The sequence below is a fragment of the Streptosporangium sp. NPDC050855 genome (assembly GCF_044456585.1).
GTDB lineage: Bacteria > Actinomycetota > Actinomycetes > Streptosporangiales > Streptosporangiaceae > Streptosporangium > Streptosporangium longisporum.
On the sequence record NZ_JBITFY010000038.1, the window covers coordinates 1 to 20,786 of the forward strand.

The following is a 20,786-nucleotide window of genomic DNA, read 5'->3' on the forward strand; positions in this document are numbered from 1 at the left end:
CCGCCGCGCGCGCCACAACCCTGGGGGGTACCCGCGTGTTTGGGCGGCCGGCGCGGGGGCTTCCCCGCCCACGGGGTGGGCGTCACCCGGCGCCGGGGGGGGGCCCCCCCCCCGCCCCGCACGTCCGGCGCCCTGGACGACCCGGGCGACCTGGAAGACCGGACGACTCGGAAGACCTGGACGACCTGGACGAACCGGGCGGCAAAAGTTTCATACTCATCATGGTCGCGGACGCGGCCGCGCCGTATCCCGCCCGCGTCGGCCGGGACCGCCGGTTTCCCGTGTCCTCCAGCGGAAGGGCTTCGCGAATGGCGGATCCCATGGCACGCTGCACGGTCTCCGACCCCTCCGTCGTGTCCGTAAATATCTGAAATAAAGGCACTTGACACTGATATTAAGTGGGCTTATTTTCCTAACCGAACCGGTTTGATGATCGCCGGATGGCCGGTCCCGGTCTCCCTCACGCCACACGCCGTTCACCGGGCGGGCGCGCCTTCCGGCCTCGCGAGCGGACGCCGGACCGGCGGCCCGGGTCGTCCGCCGGCGGGGAACGGCCGGGCGGGCGCGCCGGGTCCGGCACGACCCCTCATCGCCACTAGGAGATCCTCGTGCACGACTCCCCTCACCGAACGGCGCGGAGATCGCCCTCGGACGATCCCACCGGTGCGACACGGGCCGGCCTGACCGTGCCGTCCGGCGGGCGGGCCACGTGCTGAGGATGACCGGCATCGGCAAGAGCTTCCTGGGCGTCCGCGTCCTCGGCGGCGTCGATCTGGAGGTGGCCGCCGGCGAGGTGCACGCCGTGGTGGGGGAGAACGGCGCGGGCAAGTCGACGCTCATGAAGATCCTCGCCGGCGTGCACGCGCCGGACGAGGGGACCGTCGAGATCGACGGCCGGACCGTGGTGTTCGGGCATCCGGTCCAGGCGCAGCGGGCCGGGGTGGCGATCATCTACCAGGAGCTCACCCTGCTGCCGGAACGGACGGTGGCCGAGAACGTCTTCCTCGGCCGCGAGCCCGTCCGGCGCGGCATGGTCGACCGGGGCGCGATGGAGTCGGCGACGGCCGAGCTGCTGAGCTCGCTGGGCGAGGAGTCGTTCGGGCCGCGCGATCTCGTCCGGCGGCTCTCGGTCGCCCAGCAGCAGGTCGTCGAGATCGTGAAGGCCCTGTCGCTGAACGCCCGGATCGTGGTCATGGACGAGCCCACCGCCGCCCTGGCCGACCACGAGGTGGAGCTGCTCTACGCGCTGGTGCGGCGCCTGGCCGGGCGCGGCATCGCGGTCCTGTACATCTCCCACCGGCTTCGCGAGATCTTCGAGCTCGCCGACCGGATCACCGTGCTCAAGGACGGTGCCCGGGTCACCACGGAGCGGGCCTCCGCCCTGGACACCGCGACCGTGGTCCGCCTGATGGTCGGCCGGGAGCTCGAGTCCTACTACCCGCCCAGGGCGGCCGGTCCGCCCGGGCAGGTGGTGCTGAGCGTGCGCGACGGCGCCAACGCCGCCCTGCACGGCATCGACCTCGACCTGCGGGCCGGGGAGGTCACGGGGGTGGCCGGGCTGCAGGGCTCGGGCCGCAGCGAACTGGCCAAGGCATTGTTCGGCGCCGAGCCCTTCACCCGCGGTGAGATGACCCCCTGCCGTCCCCGGTCGGTCCGCGAGGCCATCGCCGCGGGGATCGGCCTGGTCACCGAGGACCGCAAGGCCGAAGGGCTGCTGCCGCGCCAGCGGGTGCGGGACAACGTCCTGCTCGCCACCCGGGCCGTCCGCGGACGCCGTCCCCGGATCGAGCCGTTGCTCGAACGCGTGCGGCTCGACTCCTCGCACCTGGCCCGGGAGGTGAGGCTGCTGTCCGGCGGCAACCAGCAGAAGGTCGTGCTGGCCAGGTGGATGACGGTCGCGCCGCGCGTCCTGCTGCTCGACGAACCCACCCGCGGCGTCGACGTCGGCGCCAAGGCCGCCATCCACGAGCTGATCCGCGAACTCGCCCGCGACGGCATGGCCATCCTCATGGTCTCCTCCGAGCTGCCCGAACTCATCGGCATGAGCGACCGCATCGTGGTGCTGCGGGAGGGCCGCGTCGCCGGGGAACTGCCCGCCGGCTCCAGCGAGGAGGCCGTGATGGCCGTGGCGGCCGCGTCATGACCCGGCAGCTGGAACTCCGGCGCGTCCCGGCCCCGGGCTCGCTCCTGCGGCGGCTGTCGGCCGACCGTCCCGCGCGCGCCGTCTACGTCGCGCTGGTCCTGCTCGTCGGGCTGGGCTGGCTGCTGTTCGCCCTGGACGGCGGGCGGTTCCTCGGCCTGGAGAACGTCGTCGGCATCCAGCAGCGCTCGGCCGCGCTCGGCATCGTCGCGGTCGGGCAGACCCTGGTGATCCTGGCCGGGAGCCTGGACCTGTCGGTGGCGTTCCTGATCAGCCTGACCTCGCTGGTCGCGGCCGAGATCATGGCGGGCGCCGGCGCGAACGTGCCGGCCGCGATCGCCGCGGTGCTGGCGGTCAGCGCGCTGACCGGGCTGGCGAACGGCCTGATCGTCACCAGGCTCCGGGTGCACGCCTTCATCGCCACGCTCGGGGTCGCGCTGATCATCAAGGGCGTGCTGGACCACCGCTACGACGGACCGGCGGGCAGCGTGCCGGAGTCCTTCCGGCATCTCGGCTACGACCGCATCGGACCGCTGCCGGTGTCGGCGCTGCTGTGGGCCGCGGTGGCGGTCTGCGCGTGGCTGCTGCTCAGCCGGACCCGGCTGGGATACCGGATCTACGCGGTCGGCGGGGACGCCGAGGTCGCGCGGTTGTCGGGGATCCGCACCGAGCGGGTCGTCGTCGTCGCCCACGTGCTCTGCTCGGTCTGCGCCGGGATCGCCGGCCTGCTGCTGGCCTCCCGGCTCGGAGCCGGTGCGCCGACGGTCGGGACCGACGGCGGCTACGACCTGGAGTCGATCGCCGCGGTGGTCCTCGGCGGGACCGCCCTCGCCGGTGGCCGCGGCGGGGTCGCCGGGACCGTGGGCGGCGTCCTGCTGCTGGCCGTCCTCGACAGCATCTTCAACCAGCTGGAGATCGACTCCTTCGCCAAGGACGTCGTGCGGGGCGTGGTCCTGATCGCCGCCCTGGCGATCTACGCCCGCAGGAGGCGGACCGGATGAGACGCGCACTGCCCATCCTCGTGGTGCTGGCCGGACTGCTCGTGGCGATCGCGGCCGTCAACCCCCTCTTCCTGGAGCCGCCCACCTTCCTGGCCTTCGTCAAACGGGCGGCCCCGCTGGTGATCCTGGCCGCCGGCCAGTACTTCGTCATCGTGTCCGGCGAGTTCGACCTGTCGGTCGGCTCCATCGTCACCGCCGAGGTGGTGATCGCCGCCCGGCTCGTCGACGGCTCGGCGGAGGCCACCTGGCCCGTGCTGGTCCTGCTGATCGTCATCGGGCCGCTCGTCGGGCTGGTCAACGGGCTCGTCACCACCCTGCTGCGCGTCCCGTCCTTCATCACCACGCTCGGCATGCTGCTGATCCTGTCGGGGGCGGTCTTCCTGTGGACCGGCGGCGCGCCCCGGGGAGCCCTGTCCGAGCAGTTCCGCGAGCTGGGGCGGGGAAGCGCGGGGCCGGTGCCCTGGTCGGTCCTGATCCTCGTCGCGCTCGCGGGCCTCGCCGTCGCCGTCATGCGCGCCGGTTTCGGCCACACGCTCGTCGCGACCGGTGACAACGACAGGGCCGCGGCCCTGTCCGGCGTCCGCGTCGCCCGGGTGCGCACCGTGGCGTTCATGATCTCCGGGCTGTCGGCGGCGGTCGCCGCCGTCCTGCTCGGCGGCTTCGCCGGCGTCTCCGCGCAGGTCGGCCAGGGCCTGGAGTTCCAGGCCATCACCGCCGTCGTGCTCGGCGGCGTGGCCCTCGGGGGCGGCCGCGGTTCCGTGGTCGCCGCGATGGCCGGAGCCTTCACCCTGGAGGCCCTGTTCACCCTTCTCAACCTGCACGGCGTCTCGGGGGCCCTGGAGCCCGCCGTACAGGGAGTGATCATCATAGCCGCGGTGGCGCTCGGAGCCGTGAGGCTCCCGCGCAGGACGACCGCGGCCGCCACGTGAAAGGACCCATAATGCGCACACCCTCGCGGCGGTTTCTCACCGTCGCCGCGCTCATCGCGCTGACGCTGCCGGCGGCCGCGTGCACCAGCGACACCCCGGTGCCCGCCGTCACCGCCGCCACGTCCTCCTCCGCCGCCGCCGCGGCGCCGGACAAGGGCACCGGAGCGCAGTCGAAGTTCTTCGTCCAGGCGGACCACGACGCCCAGATGGCGATGCGCAAGGCAGAGCCGACCGGCCCGTCGGACAAGCCGTGGGAGCAGAGCATCGACCCCGAGCCCGTCGACACCGCCGCGTACAAGAAGGCGGGCCCGTACCACCTGTGCTTCTCCAACGCCGCGGTCAACAACCCCTGGCGGCAGGTCGGCTGGAAGACCATGCAGGCCGAGGTCGCGCTGCACAAGGAGATCGCGCGCTTCACCGCCCTGGACGCCGAGGGCAAGGACGACAAGCAGATCTCCGACATCGCGGAGCTGCAGGACAAGGGGTGCGACGCGCTGATCGTCTCGCCCAACACCACGGCCACGCTGACGCCCGCGGTGTCCGGGGCCTGCCCCAAGATGCCGGTCATCGTGTTCGACCGCGGGGTCCAGACCGACTGCCCGGTCACCTTCATCAAGCCGATCGGCGGGTACGCCTTCGGCGCCGAGGCGGCCGAGTTCCTCGTCGGCAAGGTGCCCGCGGGCGGGAAGATCCTCGCGCTGCGCATCCTGCCCGGGGTGGACGTGCTGGAGACCCGGTGGTCGGCCGCGAAGGTCGCCTTCGACAGGAGCGACCTGCAGGTGGTCGGCGTCGAGTTCACCGACGGCGACGCCGCCAAGACCAAGAGCATCGTCAGCGACTACATCCAGCGCCACGGCAAGATCGACGGCGTCTGGATGGACGCGGGCGCCACCGCCGTCGCGGCCGTCGAGGCCTTCGAGGACGCCGGTCAGCCCGTACCGCCGATCAACGGCGAGGACCAGCAGGACTTCCTGAAGAAGTGGAGCGACGCCAAGCTCACCGCGATCGCCCCGACCTACCCGACCTACCAGTGGCGCACCCCCGTGATCGCGGCGCTGAAGATCCTCAAGGGTGAGCAGGTGCCGAAGGTGTGGAACCTGCCCCAGCCGACGATCACCCAGGAGACCCTCTCCTCCCGTCTGGTGCCCGGCATGCCGCCGCTGCACTACGCCCTGTGCGGGTGCGAGGACCTGCCCGGCTACCCGGAGAAGTGGGGCGGCACGTCGTGATCGGCGTCAACACCTGGGTCTGGGTCTCACCGCTCACCGACGAGACGCTGGCCGATCTCGCGCCGCGGATCGCGCGATGGGGGTTCGACGTGATCGAGCTGCCGGTCGAGCACCCGGGCGACTGGGACCCGGGCAAGGCCGCGGCCCTGCTGGACGAGCTGGGACTGCGGGCGTCGGTCGTGCTCACCATGCCGCCGGGACGCGAGCTCGTCGCCGCCTCGCCGGAGACGATCCGCGCCACCCAGGACTACCTGCGGCACTGCGTGGACGTCGCGGTGACCGTCGGCGCGCCCGCGGTCAGCGGGCCCGCCTACTCCTCCGTCGGCAGGACCTGGCCGATGAGCGCGCAGGAGCGGCGCGCGCTCTACGCCGAGCTGGGGGAGAACCTGAGACCGGTCCTCGCCCACGCGGCCGGACGCGGGGTCCGGATCGGTGTCGAACCGCTCAACCGGTACGAGACCAGCCTCGTCAACACCGTCGAGCAGGCGCTCGAAGCCCTCCCCGAGGACTGCGGGATCGCCCTGGACACCTACCACCTGAACATCGAGGAGAAGGACCCCGCGCGGGCCGTCCTGCTCGCGGGCTCCAGGATCGCGCACGTGCAGGCGTGCGGGACCGACCGCGGCGCCCCCGGCGGCGACCGCTTCGACTGGCCGGGCTTCGTCACCGCCCTCCACGGCGTGGGTTACGGCGGCCCGCTGGTGATCGAGTCCTTCACCTCCGACAACGCCGTCATCGCCACCGCCGCGTCCGTCTGGCGTCCCCTCGCCCCGACCCAGGACGCCCTTGCCACCGAAGGACTGGCCTTTCTGCGCACCCTCACCACCTGACCCCCTCCCAGGAGACCCCCCATGCGAAGATCACACCTGCTCCCGGCCCTGGCCTCGGCCCTGTTAGGACTGTTCCTGTTCGTGGTGCCACCGGTGGCGAACGCCGCCGCGCCCCAGTTCAAGGTCCTGCTGTTCTCCGAGACCGCCAGCGGCGCCTACCGGCACGACGCCATCCCGGCCGGCATCGCGATGTTCCAGCAGCTGGCGGCCGACAACAACTTCCAGGTCGACCTCAGCGAGAACTCCTCGGTCTTCACGTCGGCGACGTTCAACACCTACGACGCGGTCATCATGTTCCAGACCAGCGGCATGATCTGGGACAACGACGCCCAGCGTCAGGCGTTCCAGTCCTACGTGCGCAGCGGGCGAGGCGTCGTGGCGGTCCACAACGCCACCGACATGAACATCGAGACGCAGTTCCCCTGGTGGGACCAGGTCGTGATGGCCGGGGCGCACATGACCGCGCACTCGGCGACCGTGCAGGGCACCGCCAAGGTGGCCGACAAGGTGCACCCCTCCACCGTGGGCCTGCCCGACCGGTGGACGCGCACCGAGGAGTGGTACAACTTCGACAGGAACATGCGCGGCTCGGTGCACGTGCTCGTCACGGCCGACGAGACCACCTACGACGCCGGGCCGAACAGGATGGGCGCCGACCACCCGATCTCCTGGTGCCACAACCCCGAGGGCGGCCGGGTGTGGGCCACCGCCATGGGCCACCAGGCCTCCTCCTACTCCGAGGCCTACTTCAGGCAGCACCTGCTGGGCGGGGTGAAGTGGGCGGCGGGCGCGGCGCCGGGCGACTGCGGCGGCACGGTCGCGGCCCGCTTCCAGAAGGTCACCCTCGACGGCGCCCCCGACCAGCCGATGGAGCTGGACGTGGCCGCCGACGGCAGGGTCTTCTACATCTCCCGCTCGGGCAAGGTCAACTTGATCCCCGCCGGCGGCGGCGGCACGCGCGTCATCGGCACCCTGCCGGTGTACGACGGCGGTGAGGACGGCGGCGTCGGCCTGGCCCTGGACCCGAACTTCGCGGCCAACGGCTGGATCTACCTCAACTACTCACCGGCGAACGGGGGCGAGGTGAACCGGGTCTCGCGGTTCACCTTCAACGGCACCGGCCTCGACCTGTCCAGCGAGAAGAAGCTCATCGAGGTTCCGGCCTACCGCAACGTCGACGAGCCCGGCCACACCGGCGGATACCTGGCCTTCGGCCCGAACGGCAACCTGTACATCGGCCCCGGTGACGACACCAACCCCAACGGCTCCAGCGGGTACACGCCGATCGACGAGCGTCCGGGCCGGGAGCACTTCGACGCCCAGCGGTCCTCGGCCAACACCAACGACCTGCGCGGCAAGATCCTGCGCATCCACCCCGAGCCCGACGGCACCTACACCGTTCCCGCCGGCAACCTGTTCGCGCCGGGCACCGCCAAGACGCGGCCGGAGATCTACGCGATGGGCTTCCGCAACCCGTTCCGGTTCTCGGTCGACAAGAACACCGGCTGGATCTCGGTGGGCGACTACGGTCCGGACGCGGGCAGCGCCAACGCCAACCGCGGCCCCGAGGGCACGGTCGAGTGGAACCTGATCAAGCAGCCCGGCAACTACGGCTGGCCGTACTGCGTCGGCAACAACATCCCGTTCAACGACTTCAACTTCGCCACCAACACCTCGGGGGCGAAGTTCAACTGCTCGGCGCCGGTGAACAACTCGCCCAACAACACCGGCCTGACCACCCTGCCCCCGGCCCAGCCCGCGAACGTCTGGTACAACTACCACGTCTCGGCCCAGTTCCCCGAGATCAAGTGCTGCGGCGGCGCCGCCGCGATGGGCGGCCCGTTCTACCGCTACAACGCGACCAGCACCTCCGACCGGAAGTTCCCCCAGTACTTCGACGGCACGCCGTTCTTCTACGACTGGAGCCGTAACTTCGTCAACGAGTTCCGCCTGGACGCCTCCGGCAACCTCCTGAAGATCAACCCCTTCGTGGCGCAGATCGCGCCGCGCGCGCCGATCGACATGAAGTTCGGCCCGGACGGCGCCCTGTACATGGCCGACTGGGGCAACGGCTTCGGCCACGCCAACACCGACGACTCCATCTACCGGATCGACTACGTGGTCGGCAACCGCGCCCCCGTGGCCAAGATCATCGCCAACCCCGACTCGGGCGCCGCGCCGCTCACGGTGGCGTTCTCCTCCGCCGGCTCGGCCGACCCCGACGGTGAGGCGATCACCTACGCCTGGGACTTCGGCGACGGCGGCACCTCCACCGCGGCCAACCCGTCCCACACCTACACCGCCAACGGCACCTACACCGTCAGGCTGACCGTCCGGGACGCGAGCGGGAAGACGGCGAGCGTCACGACGACCGTCGTCGTCGGCAACACCCGTCCCAAGGTCGTCTTCTCGGCACCGCCCGACGGCGGGTTCATCTCCTTCGGTGACCGGGTCTCCTACACGGTGAACGTCACCGACCCCGAGGACGGCACCGTCGACTGCGCCAAGGTCAACGTGATCACCGCGCTGGGCCACGACCAGCACGCCCACGACACCGGTCAGTACACCGGCTGTTCCGGGACGGTCACGACCACCGCCTCCGGCCACGACGAGGCGTCCAACGTCTACTACGTGCTGGCCGCCGACTACACCGACTCGACCGGCCTGAAGGGCAGCGCCGGCATCACCCTGAACCCCAAGCACAAGCAGGCCGAGCACTTCTCCGGCTCGTCCGGGGTCCGGACCGTCGACGAGGCCGGGGCCGAGGGCGGCAGGCGCATCGGTGACGTCTCCAACAACGACTGGGTCTCCTTCACGCCGGTCAACCTGTCCGGGATCGACTCGGTGTCGTTCCGTGTCTCGGCGCCGTCCGCCACGGGGGCGTCGATCGAGCTGCGCGCCGGCTCGCCGACCGGGGCGCTCGTCGCCTCCGCCGCCGTACCGGCGACCGGGGGATGGAACACGTACGCGTCCCTGCCCGCGGCGCGGGTCACCGACCCCGGTGGCACGCGCGTCCTGTACGTGGTGTTCAAGGCGCCGACGGCCAACGCGTTCGACGTCGACTCCATCACCTTCAACGGCAGGGGCGTCGGTCAGGGCGACGGCAACCCGACGCCCACCCCGACCCCGACGCCTTCGGGGAACGCTTTGAAGGGCGTGGGCTCGGGCCGGTGCCTGGACGTCAGCGGCGCCTCGACGGCCAACGGCGCGGCGGTGAACATCTGGGACTGCAACGGCCAGCCCAACCAGCAGTGGACCTCGACCGCGGCGCAGGAGCTGCGGGTGTACGGCAACAAGTGCCTGGACGTGTCCGGTGCCGGGACCGCCGACGGGACCGCGGTCAACATCTGGGACTGCAACGGCCAGAACAACCAGAAGTGGCGCCTGAACACCGACGGCACCATCACCGCCGTCGGCGCCAACAAGTGCCTGGACGTTTCCGGCAACGGCACGGCCAACGGCACCAAGGTCCACATCTGGACCTGCACCGGTGCCGCCAACCAGAGATGGACCCGCTCCTGACCCTCGTCTGATCCTCATGTGACACCGGAACCCCTGGGGCCGGTCCGCGTCAGCGGGCCGGCCCCAGCTGGTTTCGCGGAGCACACGGCCGTCGGCCTTCGCGCGTGGTTCGTCGGCTGTGCTCCTCTCGGCGGGGCGGGTGGTAGGTGGTGTGCAGCGGAGCACACACGAGGGGCCGAGCCGTTGTCAAGAACGCGAGGCGCGGCCGGGCGGATCGGGCGGGCCGGAACGCGGCCATCTGCGCCTCGACGCCCCGCTCATCGGCACGGACGGTGCCCGGTGATGAAAGTTTCAACATGATGTCACGCCGGACGAGAGGTGACCGAAAATTTCGGAGTGCGGATCCCGCTTGTCCAGGCGCGGTCGTCCTGTCAGGGGGAAAGGGGCGTTTCGAAACTTTCTTTCGGGTATTGACAAGTTTCGGCAAGGTTTCCACACTGAGTCTCCGGAAGCGACCCCGCCGTCAGGTGGTGATCGGACAGGGCCGCGTCCGCGACGCCCCGGTGGTGTGCGTCCGCCCTACGGCGACGCGGCGTCGACCCCGCGGGGACCTTCGTCCCCTCTTCGTCACGGAGATATGGAGGCTCAGGTATGGGCGTAACCGCCATACCCTCGCCCGGAACCCGGCTGCGCCGGATCCTGGCCGCCGGTGCACTCGGCATACTCGGCGCCGCCGCGGTACTGGTGTCGGCGACGGTCCCCGCCGACGCCGCGGCGAGCACGCTCGGCGCCGCCGCGGCCCAGAGCGGCCGCTACTTCGGCACCGCGATCGCCGCGGGCAAGCTCGGCGACTCGGCGTACACGACCATCGCCAACCGTGAGTTCAACATGGTCACGGCCGAGAACGAGATGAAGATCAACGCCACCGAGCCCAACCAGGGCCAGTTCAACTTCAGCGGCGGTGACCGCGTCTACAACTGGGCCGTGCAGAACGGCAAGCGGGTCCGTGGCCACACCCTGGCCTGGCACTCCCAGCAGCCGGGCTGGATGGAGGCGATGTCGGGCGCCCCCCTGCGCCAGGCGATGATCAATCACATCAACGGCGTGATGAACCACTACAAGGGCAAGATCTACGCCTGGGACGTGGTCAACGAGGCCTTCGCCGACAGCGGGGGCGGGCGTCGCGACTCCAACCTGCAGCGCACCGGCAACGACTGGATCGAGGTCGCCTTCCGCACCGCGCGCGCCGCCGACCCGGCCGCCAAGCTCTGCTACAACGACTACAACATCGACAACTGGACCTGGGCCAAGACCCAGGGCGTCTACAACATGGTCCGCGACTTCAAGGCCCGCGGCGTCCCGATCGACTGCGTCGGCCTGCAGTCGCACTTCAACAACAACAGCCCCTACAACAGCAACTACCGCACCACCATCTCCAGCTTCGCCGCGCTCGGCGTGGACGTGCAGATCACCGAACTGGACATCGTGGGCGGCTCGGCGACCACCTACGCCAACGTGGTCAACGACTGCCTGGCCGTGCCGCGCTGCACCGGCATCACCGTCTGGGGCGTACGCGACAGCGACTCCTGGCTGGGCTCCGGCACCACCCCGCTGCTGTTCGACGGCAACGGCAACAAGAAGCCGGCCTACACCTCCGTCCTGAACGCCCTCAACGCGGCGGGACCCGGCCCCACACCCGGCCCCACCCCGACGGTCACCCCCACGGGTGGCACCGGTACCGGGCAGGTCAGGAACACAGCGTCCGGACGATGCCTGGACGTGCCCAACGCCTCCACCACCGACGGCACCCAGGTACAGATGTGGGACTGCCACACCAACCCCAACCAGCAGTGGACCGCCAACTCCGCACAGGAACTGCGGGTCTACGGCAACAAGTGCCTGGACGCCGGCGGTACCGCCAACGGCGCCAAGGTGCAGATCTACGGCTGCCACGGCGGTGACAACCAGAAGTGGCGGCTGAACTCCGACGGCACCGTCGTCGGTGTCCAGTCCGGATTGTGCCTGGACGCCGTGGGCGCCGGGACCGCCAACGGCACCCTGATCCAGCTGTACTCCTGCCACGGCGGCAACAACCAGAAGTGGACCTACAGCGGTACCTGATCCCCCAACGGCGTGAAGGACGACGGCCGGGGCGTGGCCCCGGCCGTCATCTGTCGCGTGCAGGGTGGCAGGGATCCCTCGCCTCCGGCCCCGAGGGGCGAGGACGTGGGAGCGTGCGGCAGGGCCGACGGATCAGGCCGGCCGGTTCCCGATCGGTGCGGTGCTCCCACGGACGATCAGCTCCGTGCCCACTTCCACGCGCGTCTGCGCAGGTTGCCTGCCGTCGGCCAGGGCGAGCAGCATGGTCGCCGCCGCGTTGCCCATCTCGGTCAGCGGCTGGCGGACCGTGGTGAGCGGTGGGAGGGTCCAGCGGACGGAGGGCATGTCGTCGAAGCCGATGACGCTCAGATCGTCGGGGATCCGCAGATTCAGCTCCGCGGCGGCCCAGTACGCGCCGATCGCCTGGCCGTCGTTGCTCGTGAAGATCGCGGTCGGCGGCTCGGGCAGGCCCATCAGCTCCTTGGTGCGCTTCAACCCGGAGACGATGTGGTAGTCGCCCGTACGGACGAGATCCGGGTCGACGGAGAGACCGGCCATCTCCAGCGCGGCGCGGTAGCCGTCCACGCGGGCCCTGCTGGAGACGGCGTTGGGGGGACCGGTGATCACGGCGATGCGGCGGTGCCCGAGTTCGAGCAGGTGCCGGGTGGCCACGAGCCCCCCGCTCCAGTTGGCGGCGCTCACCGACGGGACGCCGGACATGGGAAGGTCCAGCGGGTCGAGCATGACGAGGGGGATGTTGCGGGTCGCGAGCTGGTCGCGTTGTGAGTGCGTCAGGCTGGAGAACACCGTGATCACCCCGGTCGAACGGCGGCTCATCACCTCTTCGATCCAGGTACGGCCCGGCGTGTGGTCACCCTGGAAGTCGGAGATCACGACGGCCGCGTGGTTCCGCCTCGCCACCTGCTGGACGCCCTTGATGATCTCGACCGGATAGTCGCCGGCGAGTTCGTGGAAGACCACCTCGATGAGGCGGGCCGGGCGGACGCGCTGGCGCTGGCGGCGGTAGCCGTGCTCGCGGATGAGGCCTTCGATGAGGGCGCGCGTCTCCGGCGCGACCTCGGTGCGCCCGTTGATGACCTTGCTGACCGTCGCCGTGGAGACGCCCGCCCGTTCGGCCAGCTCGGCCAGGGTCAGAGCCTGAGGCGACGACATCGGGTCGGAGAACCGCTCTTCAGGCCAGGTCATAGCGGGATTGTAACTATATGATCCACCCGCACCGGGCGACGTTCGCCGGCCCGTGCCGGAGACCGGCAGGGGAGCGGTGAAAGGAGCCGGGGATCTGCAGGCGAAGAATGCCTGGTCATCGCCCGTGGCTCCTTATCGCTCATGTGAAACTTTCAACGCCGAGCTCGATTCCGGTCGTGGATACGTGGAAGGTCCGCGCGCGGTCCGGCCCGTGCGATGCCGCGATCGAGGACGGGGCCCGGTCGTGGGCGGGAGCGCGGTGCGGCCGTTCCCCACCGGCATCCGTGTGCCCTGCGTCCGGCGGCGCCGTACGGCGAGTGGCGGCGACCACGCGCGACGCGGTTCACCGAAGGGGCGAACGTGGTGCCCGCCGTGGACCCGCCATGACATGTCGTGAACCTGAAGGGACCTGACAGGACCTGACAGGACCTGACAGGGCCTGACGTGGGCCTGACGTGGGCATGCATGGTGTCGTGCCGGCCGCCGGGCCCGCGTCGTGGCCGCCTTCGCCGGCCCCGCGAGCGCCGGCGAGTGCGGCCGAGAACCCCGTTCTCACGGGGGAGGTGGTGGTGCGCCGGAGTAAACAGGAGGGCGCGAGGCCCCGTCAAGCGGCCGGTCGCGGTCCTTCCCGGACGGCCCGGTGACCGCGCGGCCGAACTGCGTCGCCGACCACCCCTGGGAGTAGCCCGGTGATGAATGTTTCACGGACGAGGTCATCCGGCCGGTCGACGTGCCGTCCCGCCGCATCCGGTGGCCGGAGAGAGGATGCGCCGCGGAGCGGGACGGCCGGGCAGACGCACCCGGGGGCCGAAATTTTCAGTCGGACCTTGACATGTTTCGGCAGTGTTTCCAGACTAGGCCCTGAAACGGTCCGGCCGTGCTCGGTGGTGGTGCACGAAGGCTCCGGCGGACCGCGACGCCCTCATGGTGTGCGTTCGACGACAGCGGCGCGGCGTCGCCCTGCGTGCACCCCTTCCTCCCACTTTCCCCCACTTCGGTCATGGAGGCTCAGACATGGGCACGAACGCCATACCCCCACCCCGGACCCGCCGGCCCCTCGGCGGTCTTCGCCGGGCTCTGATCACCGGTGCCCTCGGCACCCTCGTGCTCGGCACGCTCACGGCGGTGACCGGCCCGGTGGCGGCCGGCGCCGCTTCCACGGGCACCGCCGGTACCGCCTCGGTCAGCGCCGCGGCGAGCACTCTCGGCGCCGCCGCGGCCCAGAGCGGCCGCTACTTCGGCACCGCGATCTCGGCGGGCAAGCTCGGCGACTCGGCGTACACGACCATCGCCAACCGTGAGTTCAACATGATCACGGCCGAGAACGAGATGAAGATCGACGCAACCGAGCCCGCGCGGGGCCAGTTCAACTTCACCGCCGCCGACCGCGTCTACAACTGGGCCGTGCAGAACGGCAAGCGGGTCCGTGGCCACACCCTGGCCTGGCACTCCCAGCAGCCCGCCTGGATGGAGGCGTTGTCGGGATCCGCGCTGCGCCAGGCGATGATCGACCACATCAACGGCGTGATGAACCACTACAAGGGCAAGATCTACGCCTGGGACGTGGTCAACGAGGCCTTCTCCGACAGCGGGGGCGGCCGGCGCGACTCCAACCTGCAGCGCACCGGCAACGACTGGATCGAGGTCGCCTTCCGCGCCGCGCGGGCCGCCGACCCGGCCGCCAAGCTCTGCTACAACGACTACAACATCGACAACTGGACCTGGGCCAAGACCCAGGGCGTCTACAACATGGTCCGCGACTTCAAGGCCCGCGGCGTGCCGATCGACTGCGTGGGCCTGCAGGCGCACTTCAACAGCGGCAGCCCCTACAACAGCAACTTCCGCACCACCATCTCCAGCTTCGCCGCCCTGGGCGTCGACGTGCAGATCACCGAGCTGGACATCCAGGGTGCCTCTCCCACGACCTACGCCAGCGTTACCAACGACTGCCTGGCCGTGCCGCGCTGCACCGGCATCACCGTCTGGGGCGTACGGGACCAGGACTCCTGGCGCTCGGGTGACACCCCGCTGCTGTTCAGCGGCAGCAACAAGAAGCCGGCCTACAACGCCGTGCTGGACGCCCTCAACGCCGCGGACCCGGACCCGGACCCCACCCCGACCCCGACCCCCACACCCACGCCCACCCCGACTCCGACCCCTGGTACGGGGGAGTGCTCGGCGACGATCGCGACGACCAACAGCTGGTCGGGCGGCTTCCAGTCGACCGTGACGGTCCGGGCGGGCAGCGCGCCGGTCAACGGGTGGACCGTGCGGTGGACCTGGCCCGGCGGGCAGAGCGTCAGCAGCCTGTGGAACGGCGAGGCGAGCGTGTCCGGCTCCACGGTGACGGTCCGTAACGCCCCCTACAACGCCACCATCGCGGCGGGCCAGTCGACCACCTTCGGCTTCACCGCCAACGGCACCGCGGCCACCCCGGCCGTGACCTGCAACAGCGCCACCGCGCGATGACCCCCGGCGCCGGGGCGGCCACGACCGCCGCCCCGGCGCCGTTCCGCCTGAAGGCGACCGGCCAGGCCGGGAACGGCCGTCACCGGAGCCGGCGCACCGTCAGGCGGCGCAGCGGCCGGGCCGGCGCCCAGGCGCACTCGGCCGGGCCGCGCCCGGCCGACAGGAGCAGGTGGACGCTCACCGCCGTCCTCGCTCGCGGCGCCGGTCCCGCCGGGGCGCGGACCCGAGGTCGGCCGTCTTGTAGGTGACCAGGGGGATCGTGGTGGCCACGGGCGTGGCCAGGTCGTGGGCGACCAGGTCGGCGATCACCTGCTCGATGCGCTTGTAGGCCGTCGGCGCCTCCTCGAAGAGCAGCTGGCGGTCCCCGCACACCACCAGCGACCCCACCGGCGTGCGGCGCAGCTCCTCGACCGTGTGCTTGGCCCGGCCCCGGCGCAGGGCGTCCGCACGCGACATCTTGCGGCCCGCGCCGTGCGCGACGGAGTGCCCGGCGTCCGGCCCGGCGTGGGCGGCCACGAGGTAGGAGGGGGTGCCTCGCGTACCGGCGACGAGCACGTCGCACCCGTCGCCCGGCGCCGCCCCCTTGCGGTGCAGGTAGAGCCCGTCGCGGACCTCGACCAGGTTGTGGCACCGGTCGACGAGCGGCTCGGCGGGCTCGGCCCCCAGGGCGTGGGCGACCCGGGCGGCCAGCAGCCGCCGGTTGAGCGACCCCCAGCGGACGGCGTCGTCGTGCATCGCCAGGTAGGCGCCGGGGTCGGGGGCGGGGCCCGCGCCGTGGACCTCGGTGTGCGCCCGCAGGATCCGCTCGCCCAGCCCCCGGGAACCGCTGTGGACGACGAGGACCAGGTCGCCCTCGGCGAGTCCGAGACGGCTCGCGTGGCCCGGCTCGAAGACGGTCCCGATCCGGGCCAGCTCGACGAAGTGGTTGCCCCGGCCGACCGTCCCGAGGCCCTCGGCGTGACCGGCGGGGATGTCGCCCTTCACCACGGCCCAGGCCGGGTCGCCGGCGTCCCGCTCGGGGTCCAGCGCGCGATCGAGGTCGGGGAAGCGGGCGGCGAGCCTCTCGGGTACGGCGCGTCTCAGCCTGATGGGGAACACGGCGATGCCGCAGCCGATGTCGGAGCCCACCAGGAACGGGTACAGCACGGTGGAGGTCATGGCGGCCCCGATGGGGGCGCCCTTGCCGGGGTGCAGGTCCGGCATGGCGGCGATGTGCGTCATGCCGTCGAGCGCGGCCACCTGGTGGCACTGCGCGAGGGCGTCGGACTCGATCCAGCTCGCGGGGGAGGCGAACACACTGACGGTCCGAGACGGCTCGCCGGCCCGGGCAGGTGAGGACCACCCGCTCACCACCGGTCGCCGAACCCGGCCGTACCGCGGTACCGGCTCGGTGAACGCCGCCCGCGCGGCATGCGGACGAGCCGGCCGTGGCGCTACTTCCCCGTGCCGGTCTGCGCGGGAGGCGTGGGCCAGCCCTTGCCGACGACGGTGAACCCGCCCCGCTCGACGGTGGCGAACGTCGCGGGAGCCGTACAGGGCTGCACCGCGCCGGTCGGTACCGACCAGTTCCAGCCGATCCGATCACGACCGCCACCGGACCTGTCCGTCCCGCCGTCGTACACGCTGACCGCGACCCGGGTACCGACCGGGAACGAGGTGGAGGTGGTGATGACGGCGGTCACCGTCGCGACCGGGCCGCCCGCCACGAGGCAGTCCACCTCCGCCTCGAATCCCCCGCCGTTGCCGTCGGGGAGGTAGTGGTCGACCTTGACGATGCCCTCGGCCTCCGTGAAGACGCCGCGTGCGGTGATGGTGAAGGTGATGTCGTCGTCGGCCGCCGGTTCGAAGTGGATCTTCGCGGTGCCGGACACGTGCCACCGGGGGTCCTTGCTCGTCGCGGGCGACGCGGCCGAGGCCGATGTACCGATCGTCGCGACCGTGGCCAGCGAAAGGGCGACGGCGGTGACCCCTGCCCGGATCATTGCGGATCTCATGTCAACGGCTCCTTGAGGTGTGAGGGTGAGGCCTGCTCCGGCGATCCCGGAAAGGGTGCCGTGCCGCCATGCCTCAACCCTGCCGCCGGGCCCCGTCGGTTCCCATGTGCCGTTCGGCGGATCGACCCCCCGCACGCCGGGCCGAGCATCCCGGACGGGACCTGGCCTACGGAGCCGGAATGTGCTATCACGCCGGCCCCGGGGTCACCCTGCGGGCGCTGCGCGCACCCGGCGCCTCCGGGGAGGACCGCACGAAACAGACGGTCGAAGACGCACGGGCGACGGGCGAAGTGCCCTGAGAGAGGCAGTAGACCGAGAAATCGCGGGTCAGACCGTCGCAGCGCTAGTACATCGAGATGTGCGGATGGTCGAAGTGGTTGGCGGTGACGCCGCCGCGGTTGGACATGGCCCTCCAGCCGGAGCCGTGGTTGATGCGCTGGCGCCAGATCACGTACTTCACCCCGAGCCTGGCCTTGTTCTTGATGGCCCAGGCGGAGATCTCGTCACCGAGCCTGAGGTTGGCGGCCGTGGGCATCGTGCCGCCGGTGCTCATCATGAAGTCGCAGGCGCGGCCCAGCGGGTGCTCGCCGCCGTCGTTCGCGGCCCGGTAGCAGCCGACCGAGTACGGCAGGTCGAAGCGCCTCTTGATCGCCTCGCGCATGATCCGGGTCCGGTCGGTGATGTTGTCGGCGCCGGTGGGCAGCTGTGGGGCCCAGCTTCCGTCGGAGCGGCGGCCCGAACCGGTGGGGACCAGCTTGTCGAGCTTGTCCTTGATCTCCTCGATCAGGTCCTCGGCCTCCTCGCGCCGCTCCTGGACCTCCTTGGCCTCCTCGGCGATGTCGTCGGTGAGGCGGGCGGCGGTCTCGGCCGACCTCTTCCTGCGCTCCACGCTCTGGGCGAACCCCTGCAGGTGGGCGCTCTGCTCGGCGGTGAGCTGCTCCATCACCGCCGCGCCGCCGATGTCGTCGGCGAACAGCAGGGCGGGCAGGCCGCCGATGCTGCTCTGGTAGTGGAGCTGGACGATGGAGTCGACCTGCTTCTCGTTCTCGGCGTAGACCTCCTCGGCCCTGCGCAGGTTCTGCTTGGCCACGGCCTCGGCCTTCTCCGCCTTGTTGAGGGACTCGCGCTTGGCCGCGTAGGTCTCGATCAGCGCGTCGATCCTCTTGTTGAGCTTGACCAGGTCGGCGCGGAGCTCGGCCTCGGTCGGTTTGGGGTCGGCGCTTCCCGCGGTGGGAGCGCCGAGGGTGAACGCGGCGATCGAGCCCACGCAGAGGACCAGAGCGGCATGGCGACGGAACGTGGGGGACGAGGCCGCCACGAACTCTCCTCTCCTTCCGCCTACCGGGTTAGCTGACGGGTTCGGGCTGGAGGATGCCCTTCCACCGAAGTGGTTTCACCCCAGGTGCGGTGGTTCCCCGGCTCCCGGGCGAGGCGCCTGGGATTAGGCATATCGGCTGCTACAGCCGATGTGGGAAGGATAGTAGTGGTAAACCCCAGGTCACGCGACCTCAAACGAGACCTATCAGTGATCAGCTCGTGACAATGGAGCGCAGTAGATGTGCTGTCTCCTCGGGCAGCACGTCGTTCACGAAGGCCCCCATGGCCGATTCCGATCCCGCGAGGTACTTCAGCTTGTTCGGCGCGCGGCGGATGCTGAACAGCTCCAGGTGCGCGTACGCCAGGTCCCGGCCGGTGTTGACCGGTGCCTGGTGCCAGGCCGCGATGTAGGGCATCGGCATGTCGAAGAGCCCGTCGAGACGGCGCAGCACGTCGGTGTAGAGCGGCCCGAACGCCGCCCGCTCGGCCGACTCCAGGCCGATCAGGTCGGGGACCCTCCGGTGCGGGTAGAGGTGGACCTCGACCGGCCAGCGCGCGGCGGCCGGGACGAACGCCGTCCAGTGCTCGTTGGAGGCCACCACCCGCACCCCGGCCTCCCGCTCGGAGGCGAGGACGTCGGCGAACAGGTCGCCCCCGGTGCGGTCCCGGTAGCGGCCGGCCGCCGCGAGGTTCAGCCTGGTGCGCGGGGTCACGTACGGGTAGGCGTAGATCTGCCCGTGCGGGTGGGCCAGGGTGATGCCGATCTCCGAACCCCGGTTCTCGAAGCAGAACACCTGCTCCACCCCCGGCAGGGACGACAGCTCGGCCGTACGGTCGATCCAGGCCTCCATGACCAGCTCGACCTGCTCGGGCGACAGGCGGGAGAACGAGGAGTCGTGGTCGGAGGTGAAGCACACCACCTCGCAGCGGCCGATCCCGGGCCGGACCTCGCTCAGCCCGCCCGGCTGCGGGTACTCGCCCGGCTGGGCCGAGAACGAGGGGAAGCGGTTCTCGAAGACCACCACGTCGTAGTCGGGGGAGGGGACCTCGGTGAGGTTGCCGGGACCGGACGGGCAGAGCGGGCACTCACTGGCCGGGGGCAGGAAGGTACGGCCCTGCCGGTGGCCGGCCACCGCGATCCACTCCTCGGTCAGCGGGTCGTAGCGCAGCTCGGAGGCGGCGGGCCGGGGCGGCAGGTCGCGCAGGTCGGCCGCACCCCTGTCCGCGTCGTCGCGCCGGTCGAAATAGAAAAGCTCCCGGCCGTCGGCCAGGTGGGTGGCGGTGCGTTTCATCGGGTGGCGGTCTCGCTCTCCTGCTGCGGTTCTGTGATGATCAGCTCGCCGACCGAGGCGGCGAGCTCCTCGCGTGCCTCGCCGGACAGGCCGGAGTCGGTGATCACGATGTGCGCCTGGGACAGCTCGGCGATCGTGCTGATGCCGACCGTTCCCCACTTGGTGTGGTCGGCGGTCACCACCAGGCGGCGGGCGGAGGCGACCAGTTCCCGGTCGGTCTCCGCCTCCAGCAGGTTGGGCGTGGTGAACCCGGCGCGGACGCTCATCCCGTGCACGCCGAGAAAGAGGGTGTCGACGTGCAGGCCGCGGACCGCCGCGACCGCGACCGGGCCGACCAGCGCGTCGGAGGGGGTACGGACCCCGCCGGTCAGCACGACCGTGCGGTCGGCCCTGGGGGAGCGGTGGAAGACGTCGGCGATCCGGATCGAGTTGGTGATCACGGTCAGCTCGGGCACGTCGACCACGTGGTGGGCGAGCGTCCAGGTCGTGGTGCCCGCGGAGAGCGCGATGGCGGTGGCGGGCCGGACGAGCCCGGCGGCGGTGCGGGCGATCGTCTCCTTCTCGGCCTGCTGGCGCACGGACTTGGCGGTGAAGCCCGGCTCCTCGGTCGAGCCCGGCCCGGCCACGGTGGCGCCGCCGTGGACCTTCTCCACCAGCCCTCGCTCGGCGAGCACCTCCAGGTCGCGCCTGATCGTCATGTCGGAGACGCCGAGGTCACGGACCAGGTCGGCGACCCTGACACCGCCGCTGCTGCGGACCCTCTCCAGGATCGCCTGCTGCCGCTGCTGGGCGAGCATCGTCACTCCCCTTAATTCAC

The 20,786-nt window shown here is 71.1% G+C and carries 14 protein-coding genes and 1 riboswitch; of the genes, 8 read left to right on the forward strand and 6 right to left on the reverse strand.

Translation table 11 applies throughout. The annotated features are described in order from the left end of the window. Positions 1-718 precede the first annotated feature (718 nt). From ACIBCT_RS39170 to ACIBCT_RS39200, 7 genes are all read left to right on the forward strand, one after another. Positions 719-2,143: a sugar ABC transporter ATP-binding protein gene (locus ACIBCT_RS39170; RefSeq protein ID WP_399197129.1), complete on the forward strand. Its 1,425-nt coding sequence runs from the start codon at positions 719-721 to the stop codon at positions 2,141-2,143. Further along, positions 2,140-3,141: an ABC transporter permease gene (locus ACIBCT_RS39175; RefSeq protein ID WP_399197107.1), complete on the forward strand. Its 1,002-nt coding sequence runs from the start codon at positions 2,140-2,142 to the stop codon at positions 3,139-3,141. Before ACIBCT_RS39170 ends, ACIBCT_RS39175 begins: the two co-directional genes overlap by 4 nt. Then, positions 3,138-4,070, forward strand: a complete 933-nt coding sequence (locus ACIBCT_RS39180; protein WP_399197108.1) for an ABC transporter permease — start codon at positions 3,138-3,140, stop codon at positions 4,068-4,070. Before ACIBCT_RS39175 ends, ACIBCT_RS39180 begins: the two co-directional genes overlap by 4 nt. Positions 4,071-4,081: 11 nt before the next feature. Continuing rightward, the gene (locus ACIBCT_RS39185) at positions 4,082-5,299 is read left to right on the forward strand and encodes a substrate-binding domain-containing protein (protein ID WP_399197109.1); all 1,218 of its coding nucleotides are present in this window, start codon (positions 4,082-4,084) and stop codon (positions 5,297-5,299) included. Next, the gene (locus ACIBCT_RS39190) at positions 5,281-6,129 is read left to right on the forward strand and encodes a sugar phosphate isomerase/epimerase family protein (RefSeq protein ID WP_399197110.1); all 849 of its coding nucleotides are present in this window, start codon (positions 5,281-5,283) and stop codon (positions 6,127-6,129) included. The genes ACIBCT_RS39185 and ACIBCT_RS39190 overlap by 19 nt, the downstream gene beginning before the upstream one ends. A gap of 21 nt (positions 6,130-6,150) precedes the next feature. Beyond that, the gene (locus tag ACIBCT_RS39195) at positions 6,151-9,651 is read left to right on the forward strand and encodes a ThuA domain-containing protein (protein ID WP_399197111.1); all 3,501 of its coding nucleotides are present in this window, start codon (positions 6,151-6,153) and stop codon (positions 9,649-9,651) included. Positions 9,652-10,242: 591 nt separating this feature from the next. After that, complete coding sequence (locus ACIBCT_RS39200) at positions 10,243-11,712, forward strand: endo-1,4-beta-xylanase (RefSeq protein ID WP_399197112.1); 1,470 nt, start codon at positions 10,243-10,245, stop codon at positions 11,710-11,712. Between the two features lie 132 nt (positions 11,713-11,844). Here ACIBCT_RS39200 and ACIBCT_RS39205 read toward each other — a convergent pair whose 3' ends face one another. Next, positions 11,845-12,897: a LacI family DNA-binding transcriptional regulator gene (locus ACIBCT_RS39205; protein ID WP_399197113.1), complete on the reverse strand. Its 1,053-nt coding sequence runs from the start codon at positions 12,895-12,897 to the stop codon at positions 11,845-11,847. Positions 12,898-13,911: 1,014 nt separating this feature from the next. Between ACIBCT_RS39205 and ACIBCT_RS39210 the strand changes: the two genes are divergently transcribed. Then, positions 13,912-15,366 carry an endo-1,4-beta-xylanase gene (locus tag ACIBCT_RS39210; protein WP_399197114.1) on the forward strand — a complete coding sequence of 485 codons (1,455 nt, stop codon included), beginning with the start codon at positions 13,912-13,914 and terminating at the stop codon, positions 15,364-15,366. Positions 15,367-15,543: 177 nt separating this feature from the next. On the opposite strand, the gene ACIBCT_RS39215 is transcribed toward ACIBCT_RS39210, so the two are convergent. From ACIBCT_RS39215 to ACIBCT_RS39235, 5 genes are all read right to left on the reverse strand, one after another. After that, positions 15,544-16,719: an RNA ligase RtcB family protein gene (locus tag ACIBCT_RS39215; protein ID WP_399197115.1), complete on the reverse strand. Its 1,176-nt coding sequence runs from the start codon at positions 16,717-16,719 to the stop codon at positions 15,544-15,546. A gap of 80 nt (positions 16,720-16,799) precedes the next feature. Continuing rightward, positions 16,800-17,360, reverse strand: a complete 561-nt coding sequence (locus ACIBCT_RS39220) for a hypothetical protein (protein ID WP_399197116.1) — start codon at positions 17,358-17,360, stop codon at positions 16,800-16,802. A 343-nt stretch (positions 17,361-17,703) separates the two neighbouring features. Continuing rightward, positions 17,704-18,678, reverse strand: a complete 975-nt coding sequence (locus ACIBCT_RS39225) for a coiled-coil domain-containing protein (protein WP_399197117.1) — start codon at positions 18,676-18,678, stop codon at positions 17,704-17,706. Between the two features lie 3 nt (positions 18,679-18,681). Next, positions 18,682-18,818, reverse strand: a riboswitch (cyclic di-AMP (ydaO/yuaA leader). A 71-nt stretch (positions 18,819-18,889) separates the two neighbouring features. Beyond that, complete coding sequence (gene galT, locus ACIBCT_RS39230) at positions 18,890-19,969, reverse strand: galactose-1-phosphate uridylyltransferase (protein ID WP_399197118.1); 1,080 nt, start codon at positions 19,967-19,969, stop codon at positions 18,890-18,892. Continuing rightward, positions 19,966-20,766: a DeoR/GlpR family DNA-binding transcription regulator gene (locus ACIBCT_RS39235; protein WP_344895736.1), complete on the reverse strand. Its 801-nt coding sequence runs from the start codon at positions 20,764-20,766 to the stop codon at positions 19,966-19,968. The genes galT and ACIBCT_RS39235 overlap by 4 nt, the downstream gene beginning before the upstream one ends. Positions 20,767-20,786 lie beyond the last annotated feature (20 nt).